The 13,338-nt window shown below is 53.0% G+C and carries 10 protein-coding genes; 1 reads left to right on the plus strand and 9 read right to left on the minus strand.

Annotated features, from left to right (window positions below; genetic code table 11):
• Nucleotides 1–11 precede the first annotated feature (11 nt).
• From PP263_RS02120 to PP263_RS02160, 9 genes are all read right to left on the minus strand, one after another.
• On the minus strand, nucleotides 12–1,310 hold the full coding sequence (locus tag PP263_RS02120) for a DUF6531 domain-containing protein (protein ID WP_308366727.1): 1,299 nt from the start codon (nucleotides 1,308–1,310) through the stop codon (nucleotides 12–14).
• A 616-nt stretch (nucleotides 1,311–1,926) separates the two neighbouring features.
• Nucleotides 1,927–2,391: a hypothetical protein gene (locus tag PP263_RS02125; RefSeq protein ID WP_308366728.1), complete on the minus strand. Its 465-nt coding sequence runs from the start codon at nucleotides 2,389–2,391 to the stop codon at nucleotides 1,927–1,929.
• A 70-nt stretch (nucleotides 2,392–2,461) separates the two neighbouring features.
• On the minus strand, nucleotides 2,462–4,288 hold the full coding sequence (locus PP263_RS02130) for a DUF6531 domain-containing protein (protein ID WP_308366729.1): 1,827 nt from the start codon (nucleotides 4,286–4,288) through the stop codon (nucleotides 2,462–2,464).
• A gap of 71 nt (nucleotides 4,289–4,359) precedes the next feature.
• Nucleotides 4,360–4,827: a hypothetical protein gene (locus tag PP263_RS02135; protein ID WP_308366730.1), complete on the minus strand. Its 468-nt coding sequence runs from the start codon at nucleotides 4,825–4,827 to the stop codon at nucleotides 4,360–4,362.
• A 143-nt stretch (nucleotides 4,828–4,970) separates the two neighbouring features.
• Complete coding sequence (locus PP263_RS02140; RefSeq protein WP_308366731.1) at nucleotides 4,971–5,213, minus strand: hypothetical protein; 243 nt, start codon at nucleotides 5,211–5,213, stop codon at nucleotides 4,971–4,973.
• Nucleotides 5,214–5,398: 185 nt separating this feature from the next.
• Complete coding sequence (locus PP263_RS02145) at nucleotides 5,399–5,860, minus strand: hypothetical protein (RefSeq protein WP_308366732.1); 462 nt, start codon at nucleotides 5,858–5,860, stop codon at nucleotides 5,399–5,401.
• A gap of 10 nt (nucleotides 5,861–5,870) precedes the next feature.
• Nucleotides 5,871–8,798 carry an RHS repeat-associated core domain-containing protein gene (locus PP263_RS02150; protein ID WP_308366733.1) on the minus strand — a complete coding sequence of 976 codons (2,928 nt, stop codon included), beginning with the start codon at nucleotides 8,796–8,798 and terminating at the stop codon, nucleotides 5,871–5,873.
• A 71-nt stretch (nucleotides 8,799–8,869) separates the two neighbouring features.
• Complete coding sequence (locus PP263_RS02155; protein ID WP_308366734.1) at nucleotides 8,870–9,997, minus strand: hypothetical protein; 1,128 nt, start codon at nucleotides 9,995–9,997, stop codon at nucleotides 8,870–8,872.
• Nucleotides 9,998–10,832: 835 nt separating this feature from the next.
• Entirely contained in the window at nucleotides 10,833–12,704 is a 1,872-nt protein-coding gene (locus tag PP263_RS02160) for a hypothetical protein (RefSeq protein ID WP_308366735.1), read from the minus strand.
• A 381-nt stretch (nucleotides 12,705–13,085) separates the two neighbouring features.
• Here PP263_RS02160 and PP263_RS02165 point away from each other — a divergent pair, with 381 nt between their 5' ends.
• Complete coding sequence (locus PP263_RS02165) at nucleotides 13,086–13,322, plus strand: DUF2188 domain-containing protein (RefSeq protein WP_308366736.1); 237 nt, start codon at nucleotides 13,086–13,088, stop codon at nucleotides 13,320–13,322.
• Nucleotides 13,323–13,338: the final 16 nt, after the last annotated feature.

The following is a 13,338-nucleotide window of genomic DNA, read 5'->3' on the forward strand; positions in this document are numbered from 1 at the left end:
TTGTCATCCGGTCATGGACTGGCCACCGGCGTGACTTTCTGGCCCAGCAAGTGGCCCGAGCTGTCGTAGCTGTAATCAGTTACGCTCTCCGGCGTGGTGACCTTGGCCGGTACATTGAATTCAGGGTGCCACTCGGTGGTGATCGTCCGGGCCGAAGGCGTACCAGCGGCTTCTGTGCGCGTCAGCTCGCGGCCCAGGTTGTCGCGGGTGTAGGTGGTGACATTGCCTTCCCAATCCGTCTCGCTGGCGACAAAGCCGTTGCTATCGTAGGTGTAGCCTTTGTTGGCCGCCGCACAGTTGGCTGATGCTTCATCGTCAATGGAGGTAATGCGCTTAACTCCGCTCACATCTGCGTAGTGATAAGTGGTTTTCTTGCCCAGGGCATTGGTCAGACGCCGGGTATTGGCATCCACGTATTCCACATCGACTGACTCGGCGCTGCCGTTGTGTTCGGTGCGAATCGCGCGCCCTTGGTCGTCGTAGGCAAAGGTGCTGTAGACCTTGCCTGCCTCGTCGGTGACGCCGGTCAGGGCATTGGGGAAGCGGCTGTCTTCGTAGCGGAAGCCCCGCTGCGGCGATGCACTGCCGGGGAAGGTGATGGATTGCAACAAACCGCTCCCGCTATAGGAGAAACCATATACGGTTCCGTCGTTGCGGGTGATCTGCGTCAACTTGCCGTCGGTGTAGGTCAACACAACGCTGTTCCCATTATCGTCAGCAATCGACTCCTGCTGGATACCGTTGCCGTCGTAGGTGTAGGTGATGCCTTTGCCCTGCTCGTTCTCCACGCGCAGGATACGGCCAGCTGTGTCGTACTTCTCGATACGACCATCGACCTTCAGGGTCCAGCCAATGTGCTCTTGGTTCTCACCCAAATCCTTGGTCACTTGCCAGTCGCGATTGGCCAACGCAACAAAGACACCACTCTCATTCGCAAAATGCAGATCGCTTCCGTTAGGGCGGTAGGCAATCATTCGCTCTGTCGCGCCATCTGCCAAGGTGTAGTGAGCCAGGAAGTAGCTATGGTTGTGGCGCCAGTGCGCAGTGGAGTCGCCGGTGTACCCCTGCGCAGGGTCTTTGTCGAGTGGCAGGGAGATAGGTTGCTCCCCGTCCGGCAGCGGCTGTTCTGTATGCATCATGGTTTCGCCGGAAATACCTGCACCAACACTGTAACCAGCACCGGTCTTCCGATGGTTGCCGAAACTGTTGTAGGACCAGGAGAAGCTCAGAGGGAACTCGCCGTTCGCTTCAAAGACGGCTTCTCGTTGTAACTTGTGGCCGTTGAAGAAATTGATCGGATTGCCGGCCAAGTTGTCACAGCTCTGGGGCTCTGGCGGGGCTATACAGTCTCGTGCGGTATCATCCCAAGGTTTGTCTGCGGGGCATTCTTTTTCGCATAGTCCAGTTTGATTATTGTAAATAGTAGGGTTCTGACAAACAGAAACACAGCGCTTAATATTCAAGTCAAATATTTGACCTTCTGGACAGAAGCCCGATCCTATTGAGCAATACTTTTGAGTCTCATATCTAGCTTTTTCCAAATAAGTATAATACTGCCAGTATGAATCACCAGAGACATCATGTTTATTCAAGACCAATTCGTCGCAACTGACAAACGGCTGACTAGAACCATTCCAATACTCTGCCCACTTAGCACAGCAGGCGTTGCCAGCCTCCTCCAATGTAGAGTAGCCAAACTCCCAGCTACCGGGCGGAATCCAAATCTTTCTACCGACAAGCTCCTGTGAATGAATATAACCAGCAGAAAGAGTAAGCAATACAAAAAAAGAAATATTATTCAGAGAGCCAAGGCCAAACTTTGCACTCAATCCTTTTAAAAAACTACGCATTAGAAAATACCATCTGTGCCAAATTTCCATTTGCTCATGTTTCCCCGAGGCAATATCGCGATTAAGTTTATGGCCTTCAAACGGACATCTTTGGAAAGACTGACTTTTGATATTCAGCAGGACTCCATAAGATTATTTTTGTAAGTCGTAGCTGGTGGTGTTGCCCGTCGTAGGTGTAGGTGGTGACCAGATCACCGGAAATGGCTTTGACGGTTACCGTTTCCAGCCAACCGCGCACTGTGTAGCTGTAGTGGGTCTGTAGGCTATTGGCACCCTGTACTTTCAGGGGACGGCCACCGGCGTCGTACTCCAGGATGGACTCCACATGGTCCAGCGCATTGGTGGTGCTGGCCAGGCGGTTGTTTGCATCGTAGCCATAGGTGGTGACGTCCGGGACATCGGTGCGCGGGCCGTTGGCGGTCTCCAGCTTGCCCGCTGAGGTGTAGGTGTAGGACCAGTTCTGTTCCGTGATGGCCGCGCTGGTACCGTGGGCGACCAGTAGGCTAAATGCCCCCGCGAGGACTGACTTGGTGAAGTGCATATCGATTCCTTCAGATTCTTCTTGTAATCAATTAACCATTTCAACAAAAACCAAATAGCTCATTGCCCGATCACGGGCTGGCCACCGGGGTGACTTTCTGACCCAGCAGGTGGCCTGAGCTGTCATAGCTGTAGTCCGTCACGCTCTCCGGCGTGGTGACCTGGGCCGGTACATTCAGCGTCGGATGCCACTCGGTGGTGATTGTCCGTGCTGAGGGCGTACCAGCGGCTTCTGTGCGTGTCAGCTCGCGGCCCAGGCTGTCGCGGGTGTAGGTAGTGACATTACCTTCCCAGTCCGTCTCACTGGCGACAAAGCCATTGGCGTCGTAGGTGTAGCCCTTGTTGGCTGCCGCACAATTGGCTGAGGTTTCGCCGTCAACCGAGGCAATGCGTTTAACTCCGTTCACATCCGCGTAATGATAAGTGGTCTGCTTGCCCAGGGCATTGGTCAGACGCCGGGTATTGGCATCCACGTATTCCACGCCCACCGACTCGGCGCCGCCGTTGTGTTCTGTGCGAATCGCCCGCCCCTGGTCGTCGTAGGCAAAGGTGCTGTAGACCTTGCCTGCCTCGTCGGTGACGCCGGTCAGGGCATTGGGGAAGCGGCTGTCTTCGTAGCGGAAGACCCGCTGCGGTAATGCACTGCCGGGGAAGGTAATGGATTGCAGCAGGCCGTTGGCATTGTAGGCGAAACCAAAAACGGCTCCATCGTTTCGGGTGATCTGGGTCAGCTTGCCGTCGGTGTAGGCCAGCGCAACGCTGTTGCCGTTATCGTCGGCGATGGATTGTTGATGAACGCCATTTCCATCGTAGGTGTAAGTAATACCTTGGCCCTGTTCGTTCTCCACGCGCAGAATACGGCCAGCGGTGTCGTATTTCTCGATACGACCATCGACCTTCAGGGTCCAGCCGGTGTGCTCTTGGCTCTCATCCAAATCCTTGGTCACTTGCCAGTCGCGGTTGGCCAAAGCAAAGAATGTACCGCTCTCATCAGCAAAATGCAGATCGCTGCCATTCGGACGGTAAGCAATCATCCGCTCAGTGACACCATCTGCCAACGTGTAGTGAGCCAGGAAGTAGCTGTGGTTGTGGCGCCAGTGTTTTGTGGCACTGCCTGTGTATTCCGAAGCAGGGTCTTTATCGAGCGGCAGGGATATAGGTTGCTCGCCGGCGGGCAACGGCTGCTCTGTGTGTAACATTGTCTCGCCAGAAACACCCGTGCCAACACTGTAGCCAGCGCCGGCCTTCTGATGGTTGCCAAAGCTGTTGTAAAGCCAGGAGAAGGTCAGAGGGAACTCGCCGCTCGCTTCAAAGACGGTTTCTCGTTGCAACTTGTGGCCGTTGAAGAAATTGATCGGATTGCCGGCCAGATTGGATGGGCCGCTGGTCTGATTGGAGCAGCTCTGGGGTCCAGGGGGAGGCATGCAGTCGCGCGCGGAGTCGGACCAGGGTTTGTCTATGGGGCACTCTTTTTCGCAGAGAACTGTGGCATCGTTGTAGCTGGTTGGAGATTGGCATTGTGGGATAACGCATTTTTGCTCCTCAAAGGTATAGCCTTCAGGGCAATCGGGTACAACCTCAAACCTATGCACTATATAGGTATGATATTCAATGTTTTCAGATCCCTCTAGCTGAAAGCAGAATTCGGGCCCCCCAAAATTGTCTGAGCCATTGGAGTCATCCTTAATGTGCATATATCCATAAAAGTAACGACCCTCTCTATAGTCATACTTACGCCAGCAACCCCCAGGCATATGGAACTTTTCAGAGCAAGCCTGTTGCGCAGCATCGTGCGTTAAATAATAACCGTGAACCAGCTCAGTGCAGCCGGCCGCAACAGCAACACTTGGCACAATAATTAAAATTATTAAAAAAAATATTCCAAGTCTGTTATTCATTAATTTCTCCATTTAAAAGTCGGCCTCTTCTATCGACCCCCTTTTCTTGGTGGGCGTTCAGGAATGGCTCGTTATGGATTAGCTCTCAATCTTTTTAAGTTATTAAGGATTGTTTTTGCTATCGCCAGCCGAGTTCTATTTCGCTGAAGTTTTTCTTCCATTTTGACGTAGCGCTCCAGTTTTTTAATAAATTCATCAGCACAATCAAGAGACACCAATTCAACAAACTCTGTTAAGTAACCACCCTGTAAGCCAAGGTGCCAAAGTCCAGCCCAAAAATAGTCTACTCTCTGATCAACCGGAAGAGTTTTAATGTTTTTTTGGTGCTCGTCTTTGAAAATTACAAACGCTTGAGAAATTCCAAACGGATTAGTATCGGAGTGATCATATCTTAAATATGAATCTGCACTCAAAATCACTTTTCCAATGCTGCTCTGCAATGTGGACATTTCTGTTGGCGATTTACCCTCCCCCGCATCAACCCAAAGTGGGGCCAATGCAGCGATGGAGGTGATAACTGAAATAATATAATTCTTCAATTGTTTTCTCTTTTCTGTCCCACCACCAAAGAACATAAAATCACGACATTTGGGATTTTTTAGGTTATGGTTCTGCTTTTAACTTGGCCTTCGCTGTATTGGGTTGTCTCTAAAATTGAAATCCTGCCCCCAACTCTTTTAAATCATAAAGATTCTAGCCGTTTGATATGCCGCTTATGTGCTTGAGTCAAGCTATCACTTGGCTGGCTTATAAAAACAAATAAATCAGCAATGGCATCAAGTTTTTCAGCCGTATCTGTCGAGTCAATCCTGTATTCATCTTCGCGGGCCTCAATGTAGGGCAACAATTCTGAATCATCAAGCTTCGAAAAATATTTCTGAATACGGAGAGAAAAATCTAATGTTGATTCTCTAACTCTAGTCAAATCTTCCGCTAATTATTCCTTTGTGATTTTCTTTGTGGTCACAAGATTATCTATAAATCCCAGATTTCATTCACTTCGCGCTTATACTTTATATATTCTTTTACAGGGTCCATGGAATTACCTAAAGCGCATAGTGGCAAAATCCTACGAGCGCTAATTTGGTTGAAACTACGATGGGAGGCACTCTACAAGTGGAGCTTGGCTTTATTGGGCCATAGCTTCAGCGACCCAATACTGTAGTTGTCAGGTGGGTAGTATACCTTCTGCGGTGAGCGATATTCGATACTGAACAAGATGCCCTTGACGAGCCAGAACTGTACTCCGATTTCGCCTCCATCGAACGTTACATGAGCAGTGGCTAGCAGCGCTTCATTTTCAGCCGTTGGGAATCGTTTGGTCTGTCGCTTGGCAGATACGTCCTTGCCTAGTTGCATCGTGTGGAAATTCGTAAATCCGTAGGCATTTGGTTCATCAAGGTGCCGTATCAATCTGCGAACGGTCGTGAACTGTGCAAGTTGATAGGTTAGCACTTCTTGGTCGCTTGGCTCTAGTTCTTCGCTTAATCGTTTGAGCAACTCTTGCTCAAACGGAGTTAGCACATAGAGGCCTAGAAAGCTCTTAATCTTTACTGATAGAGAAAGTGTCATTTCGCAATCCTCAGTTGCCACAGCCACAGCCGTTCAACGCAGCTGAGCCAGCGCCGTAAGCTGCAGCACCAGGCACATAGGGAATTCGATTTATCAGCTGGCGAAATGGCGAAAACAGGGGGTTTGCTGCGAGCCACTCTCGACTTAAGCCAAATCTAGCCGCAGCATCCATCCGCGTATGCATAGCAGGCGTTACAAAATCACCATTTAAGCGATTGCCCGTTTTATTCATCCATTTTGCGCTCGGGTTATTAAATTTCTTCAAGAGCCGATTCGGGATAAGGCTGTGCGAAAAGTTTGCCCAATTGTTTCCGCTGGCAGCTTTGGCTGCGGCTTTCGTTCCACTAGCCCAGCCGAGCGCCAAACCATTTACAAAGCCAAATGCCTCCCCACCCTTGTATGCACCCGAACACATGTTGACGTTGTTGATACCCCACAAGTCGCGAGCTTGACGCGTCAAACCAAAACTTAGTATATCGCCCCATCCTGCAGAGAAATCAACCGCCCCTTGTGACGGTGACCATCCTCCGGTAGCCCAATAAACTCCTCCCCACACATCGTCCATACTGAAGAGGCCAAATGGGTCATAGAGCATTGTGGGGTTGTTATAAACATAAGCGTAGGTGTTAGGACCGCCAGCCAATCCTATCGGATCACTTTGAAGGTACCTGCCAGTGCTCGGATCATAGTCCCTGAAGTAGTTGTAGTAATGCGGTGCCTCGCTGCCTTTGATCTGGCCGGGAAACCGCAAGTTTACAACGGTTTGATTGGCATCGTTGTCCGGATTGGTGTTTGGCTCGGTTTGCCCAAACGCATCGCTATCCCAGCGCCAGACGATCTTTTCATTGTTGTCGGTGCCGATTCTTGGCGTGTTCAGGTGGTCCGCGTGCAGGTAGGTCAGGGTTCTGCTTTGAACTTGGCCTTCACTGTATTGGGTTACCACCTGCGCAACCGGCATGTTGTCCAGGTAGATGTAGTCAATCTGGCTCTGGATGTCGGTGCCGTTGGCAGCGATGTTGGTCTCGCCGAGATACTGCCCGCTCAGGTCGTAGTGCAGCAGGTTGTCCTCGGCCTTGTCCGTGCGCACCCGCTGACCCAGAGCATTGTAGTAGTAGGTACCCTTGAGCTGGGTGTTTTCTGTGTAGGTCTTCAGCCGGTTGGCGTGGTTGTAGGTGTAGGTTTTGGCGCCGTCGTCGGTGCTGATGGTGTTACCGACAGCATCAGTTACCCAAGCCTTGGCGTCCTTCTGGATCAGGCGGTTGGAGGTGGTTTCGTAACTGTAGGCGTTCGCCTCCTGACTCTGGTCGGTCTTGGTCCAGGTCTTCTGGGTGCGGTTGCCTACCGGGTCGTACTGGTAGTTCTTCTGGCCTTCCACATAGCCTTCGTCCGTCAGGCGGTTGAGGTTGTCGTAGATAAAGGCTTTATCTTTGTTGGCATCCAAGTTGTCGGCGATGCCGGTGATGTTGTTGGCCAGGTCGTAGGTGTAGTAGTCGGAGCGGATGTTGCCGATACCGGTGGCGGTTACCGTCTCCAGTCGGCCGTCCAGGTCGTAGGTGTAGCTCTGGGTAATGCCGTTGCCATAGTCCATGGACGCAATACCGCCGTAAGGCTGGTACTGGATGTTGCTGACGATGGTCTGGGCGGTGGCGTGGGCGTCGTCTTTGCTGGTGATGGCGCTGATACGGCCCAAGGAGTCGCGGCTGTAGGTGGCGATACGACCAGAGGGATAGGTAATGCTGGCGATCCGGCCCATTGAGTCATAGCTGTACTGGGTGCTGAAGCTCCAGCTGGCAATGGTGTCGTCCTGCCGGGTGATCCGGCCCAGGTCGTCGTAGGTGATGGCCGTAGAGCCGGAATCGTTGCTGTAGCCGGTGAGGCGGCCTGTGCCCTTGTTGCCGTTCAGCGTGCTGTCGTAGGTGAAGACGGCATTCTCTGAGGTGCTGCCGGGATAGGTGATCGCCGTCAGGCGGTTCAGGGCGTCGTAGCTGTAGTTAGTGACGACACTCCTGGCATCGGTGCGCACCTTGAGATTGCCGGCTTCGTCGTAGTCGTAGTCGGTAACACCGGTATCCGGGCTGGTGAGCTTGGTCAGGTTGCCGGCGAAGTCGTATTCGTAGCGGGTGGTGTTGCCGCGCTGGTCGGTGACGGACTTGATGCGGTCGGCGCTGTCGTAGGTGTACTGAATCTGGTTGGTGTCCGCATCGGTGACTGTCTTGACCCGGCCCAGGGCGTCGCGGGTCTCGCCGGTCGTGTTCTGATTGCCGTCGGTGGTGGAGACGCGCTCGCCGTTCTTGTTGTAGGCGATAGACGTGTTCTGGCCGTTGTTGCCGTTCACATCGATCAGGCGGCTCAGCTCGTCGTAGTTGCGGCTGACGGAGCGCACCAGCGTGGTGCCGTCGGCAGCGAACACTTTCTCTTCTTTTACGTTGCCGGCGGGGTCCAGGACATACTCCACCCGCTCACCCAGGGTATTCTCCACCGCGGTCAGGCGGCGGGCGGCATCGTATTCGAAGGTGACGCTGGAACTGTCGGGATACGCAATGTTGGTGACTTGGCCCACGGGATCGTAGGTATAGGTGGTCACCAGATCACCGGCAGCCGCTTTGACAGTGACTGTCTCCAGCCAGCCACGCACCGTATAGGTGTAGTGGGTCTGCAGGCCATTGGCATCCTGCACCTTCAGGGGACGACCACCGGCGTCGTACACCAGGATGGACTCCACATGGTCCAGCGCATTGGTGGTGCTGGCCAGGCGGTTGTTCGCATCGTAGCCATAGGTGGTGATGTCCGGGACATCGGTGCGCGGACCGTTGGCGGTCTCCAACTTGCCCGCCGTGGTGTAGGTGTAGGACCAGTTCTGCTCCGTAACCGCCGCGCTGGTACCGTGGGCGACCAGGAAGCTCAATGCCCCTGCGATGACTGCCTTGGTGAAGTGCATATCGATTCCTTGAGATTCTTCTTGCAATCAGTTAACCATTGACAACAAAAGCCAAATTGCTTATCGCCCAGTCACGGATTGGCCACCGGCGTGACCTTCTGACCCAGCAAATGGCCAGAGCTGTCGTAGCTGTAGTTGGTCACGCTCTCCGGTGTGATGACCTTGGCCGGTACATTCAGCGTCGGATGCCACTCGGTGGTGATTGTCCGTGCTGAGGGCGTACCAGCGGCTTCTGTGCGCGTCAGCTCACGGCCCAGGTTGTCACGGATGTAGGTGGTGACGTTGCCTTCCCAATCCGTCTCACTGGCGACAAAGCCATTGGCGTCATAGGTGTAGCCCTTGTTGGCCGCCGCGCAGTTGGCTGAAGCTTCACCGTCAATTGAGGCAATACGCTTTACGTCGTTCACATCCGTGTAGTGATAGGTGGTCTGCTTGCCCAGGGCATTGGTCAAACGCCGGGTATTGGCATCCACATATTCCACATCGACCGACTCGGCGCCGCCGTTGTGTTCGGAGCGGATTGCCCGGCCCTGGTCGTCATAGGCAAAGGTGCTGTAAACCTTGCCCACCTCGTCGGTAACGCCGGTGAGGGCATTGGGGAAACGGCTGTCTTCGTAGCGAAACACCCGCTGCGGCGATGCACTGCCGGGGAAGGTAATGGATTGCAGCAGGCCGTTGGCGTTGTAGGCGAAACCAAAAACGGTTCCATCATTTCGGGTGATCTGGGTCAGCTTGCCGTCGGTGTAGGCCAGGGTCATGCTGTTCCCATTATCGTCAGCAATGGACTCCTGCTGGATACCGTTGCCATCGTAGGTGTAGGTGATGCCTTTGCCCTGTTTGTTCTCCACGCGCAGGATACGGCCGGCGGTGTCGTACTTCTCGATACGGCCATCGACTTTCAGGGTCCAGCCGATGTGCTCTTGGTTCTCATCCAAATCCTTGGTCACTTGCCAGTCGCGATTGGCCAACGCAACAAAGACACCACTCTCATTCGCAAAATGCAGATCGCTTCCGTTAGGGCGGTAGGCAATCATTCGCTCTGTCGCGCCATCTGCCAAGGTGTAGTGAGCCAGGAAGTAGCTGTGGTTGTGGCGCCAGTGTTTTGTGGCACTGCCTGTGTATTCCGAAGCAGGGTCTTTATCGAGCGGCAGGGATATAGGTTGCTCGCCGGCGGGCAACGGCTGCTCTGTGTGTAACATTGTCTCGCCAGAAACACCCGTGCCAACACTGTAGCCAGCGCCGGCCTTCTGATGGTTGCCAAAGCTGTTGTAAAGCCAGGAGAAGGTCAGAGGGAACTCGCCGCTCGCTTCAAAGACGGCTTCTCGTTGCAACTTGTGGCCGTTGAAGAAATTGATCGGGTTGCCGGCCAAGTTGCTGCAGCTCTGGGGCTCTGGTGGGGCTACGCAGTCCCGCGCGTTATCGGACCATGGCTTATCTCTGGGACACTCTTTTTGGCAGAGACCAACGTCCGCGTTATAGGTAGTTGGTGCTTGGCATTGAAAAGCCTCACATGTTTGCGCTTCAGGATCATACGAGGCATTGCCAACACATTCACAAGCACCGCCAGATTCCGGTAAGGCGATAGTGCCCTCAGGACATAAACCACTATCATAAAAGTGAGCTGACCATGAATACCCATAGGCATCTTCAGGAGTGGCATTTAGCTTAGTTGAACAAGTCGCAAATTCATACGCCCGAGGAATGTCGTTCGAAGAGTAATACGATCTATAAAGATCAATTGAGCGTAAACCAGTTTCTGAGTTAAGAAGCGTCCCATACTGAAGACAGCTGTTAGGATCACCAGTATATACAGGATGATCTGATGCAGCGTTAACCGCTGCACACGCCTCAGCTTTCGTGCCAAACAATCCAATAAATTTCTCCTCACAAACCCCTTCAGAAATTGAAGAGCTTGAAAAAAGAAAAACAGTTAAAACCGTTAAAAAACGAAACATATAAATACTGATATTAGATGCTAATTGATACAAGAACGAGTCGCCGGCTTACGAAACGGGAAAACAATAAATATAATCATCAGGAATCACCGGCAAGAGAAACCCGTTTACTAAGTAACCTCCCTGTTCCGTCATGGCTATAGTCAGTCACACTCTCTGGAGTGGTGACCTTGACCTGCACGTTGAACTCAGAATGCCACTCGGTAATGATCGTTTTCTCCTCAGGAGTACCTGCAGCTTCGGTCCGCGTCAGCTCTCGCCCCAGGTTATCGCGGGTGTAGGTAGTTACATTACCTTCCCAGTCAGTCTCACTGGCTATAAACCCATTGGCATCGTAGGTGTAGCCCTTGTTGGCAGTCGCGCAGTTTGCTGAGGCTTCGCCGTCAATCGAAGAAGTGCGCTTAACCCCGTTCACATCTGCATAGTGATATGTGGCCTTCTTGCCCAAGGCATTGGTCAAACGCCGGGTATTGGCATCCACATATTCCACATCGACAGACTCAGCGCCACCATTGTGCTCTGAGCGAATCGCACGGCCTTGCTCATCGTAGACAAAGCTACTGAACACCTTGCCCACCTCATCGGTAACACCAGTCAACGCATACGGAAACCGCGCGTCCTCGTAGCGAAACACCCGCTGCGGGCTCTCACTGCCTGGGAAGGTGATGGATTGCAGGAGGCTGTTGCCGTTGTAGGCGAACTGGTAAGCGGCATCGTCGTTGCGGGTGATCTGTATGAGCTTGCCGTCGGCGTAGGCCAGGGTGATGCTGTTGCCGTTGTCGTCGGTGATGGATGCCTGTTGAGCGCCGTTGCCGCCATAGGTGTAGCTGATGCCTTTGCCTTGCTCATTCTCCACGCGAAGGATGCGACCGACGGCGTCGTACTTCTCGATACGACCATCGACCTTCAGCGTCCAGCCAGTGTGCCGCTGGCTCTCGTCCAAACCCTTGGTGGCTCGCCAGTTGCGGTTGGCCAAGGCAACAAAGGTGCCGCTCTCATCGACAAAATGCAGATCGCTGCCGTTTGGACGGTAGGCAATCAGCCGCTCCGTCACGCCATCAGGCAGTGCGTAATGCGCCAGGAAGTAGCTGTGGTTGTGGCGCCAGTGCTCGGTGGAGCCGCCGGTGTACTCCTGCGCAGGGTCTTTGTCGAGCGGCAGGGAGATAGGCTGCTCTCCAGACGGCAGTGGCTGCTCGGTATGCACCATCGTCTCGCCGACAACGCCCGCACCAACGCTGTAACCGGCGCCGCTCTTCTGGTGGTTGCCGAAGCTGTTGTAGAGCCAGGAGAAGGTCAGCGGGAAATCACCGCACCCCTCAAAGACCACCTCCCTCTGCAACTTATGCCCACTGAAGAAGTTAATCGGGTTGCCGGCCAGATTGGATGGGCCGCCGGTCTGGTTGGAGCAGCTCTGGGGTTCTGGGGGAGGCATACAGTCGCGTGCGGAGTCGGACCAGGGTTTGTCTATGGGGCATTCTTTTTGGCAGAGACTGGTGCTTTCGTTGTAGGTGGTCGGGGGTTGGCATTGGGGTACTTCTAGCTCTTCGCAGGACATCGTCCAATAGTTCATTGTGCCTTGCTCGCAGACACAAGCATTTTCAAGTTCTGGATTCGGCGTAGTCCCCTCAGGACATTGGCTTAGATAGAAATAGTAGTGAAGAGTCCAGCCATTTGTTGTTTCTGGCTGATTGCTACAGTCTCCAGCCTGGATTTGCGCGTAATAATCTTGTCCGATCCCATTAACTGTGTGCGCAATACCTAAAGCCCTCACACCATTAAGAGACGCACCAATGCATGTGTTCGGCTGATTCCATTCAGTGGTACAGGCGCTCCATGCTGAAGGGTAATCCGGATAAGCGCCATGAAAAACTTCGGTGCAGTTTTCCGCTGCAAAAGCCCACTTTGTGACCATACTCAAGGCCGCAGCAATTAAAAGTCGATACATACCCATGCCAACCAACTATCTTTGTTCTTTGTTCTTCCTTGCGTCGCCGTTTTACACCACTAAGTATATGAGGGTCAAGTACACGCCATTACAGCGGGGCGTATCTCCTTTTGTCTTGGTCTGCTCATTGCTGAGTTGCTGGTGGGTGAAGTGGGATGCGGTGTAGTCGCTGGGAATACCGGGGCAGACAAAATTTATAGGTCCGCACCACGTAATATTTGATAAGTGAAGCTTGGGTTTTCTGTAAAAATGAGGGTTTGAAGAAGATTTACGCGCCTTTTTTGAGCTGCTGAGGTTGTATTAATAAGCGCTTTCTACATACCGCAGATTGCGGCCTGAGCAGTACGGGCTCAGATTTCACACTCTTTCTTGCTCAGAGAGACGGCAATGCCCAGAAAAGCATACCACGCAGTCCCTGACGGCTATGGCGGTTGGGGGGTAAAGAAAGACGGTGGAAAGCGTTCCATCAAGAACTTCGAAAATAAGTCGGATGCGGTCGATTACGCACACCAGATAAGAAAAAAACCAGGAAAACGAGTTGGTTATCCAATAAGAAGGATGGATCAATTCAAAGTCCCGACAGCCATGGAGGCGATCCCAACCCGACTCAAGGAAAAACGGTAGCATCAGCCAGCGAATC

Source organism: Microbulbifer sp. TB1203, from assembly GCF_030997045.1.
Classification (GTDB): domain Bacteria; phylum Pseudomonadota; class Gammaproteobacteria; order Pseudomonadales; family Cellvibrionaceae; genus Microbulbifer.

What these genes read in the sequence shown, in the direction of transcription:
- PP263_RS02145 (WP_308366732.1), bottom strand. Translation starts at nt 5,860, where the DNA reads ATGACACTTTCTCTATCAGTAAAGATTAAGAGCTTTCTAGGCCTCTAT.
- PP263_RS02155 (WP_308366734.1), bottom strand. Translation starts at nt 9,997, where the DNA reads ATGTTACACACAGAGCAGCCGTTGCCCGCCGGCGAGCAACCTATATCC.
- PP263_RS02150 (WP_308366733.1), bottom strand. Translation starts at nt 8,798, where the DNA reads ATGCACTTCACCAAGGCAGTCATCGCAGGGGCATTGAGCTTCCTGGTC.
- PP263_RS02165 (WP_308366736.1), top strand. Translation starts at nt 13,086, where the DNA reads ATGCCCAGAAAAGCATACCACGCAGTCCCTGACGGCTATGGCGGTTGG.
- PP263_RS02160 (WP_308366735.1), bottom strand. Translation starts at nt 12,704, where the DNA reads ATGGGTATGTATCGACTTTTAATTGCTGCGGCCTTGAGTATGGTCACA.
- PP263_RS02125 (WP_308366728.1), bottom strand. Translation starts at nt 2,391, where the DNA reads ATGCACTTCACCAAGTCAGTCCTCGCGGGGGCATTTAGCCTACTGGTC.
- PP263_RS02130 (WP_308366729.1), bottom strand. Translation starts at nt 4,288, where the DNA reads ATGAATAACAGACTTGGAATATTTTTTTTAATAATTTTAATTATTGTG.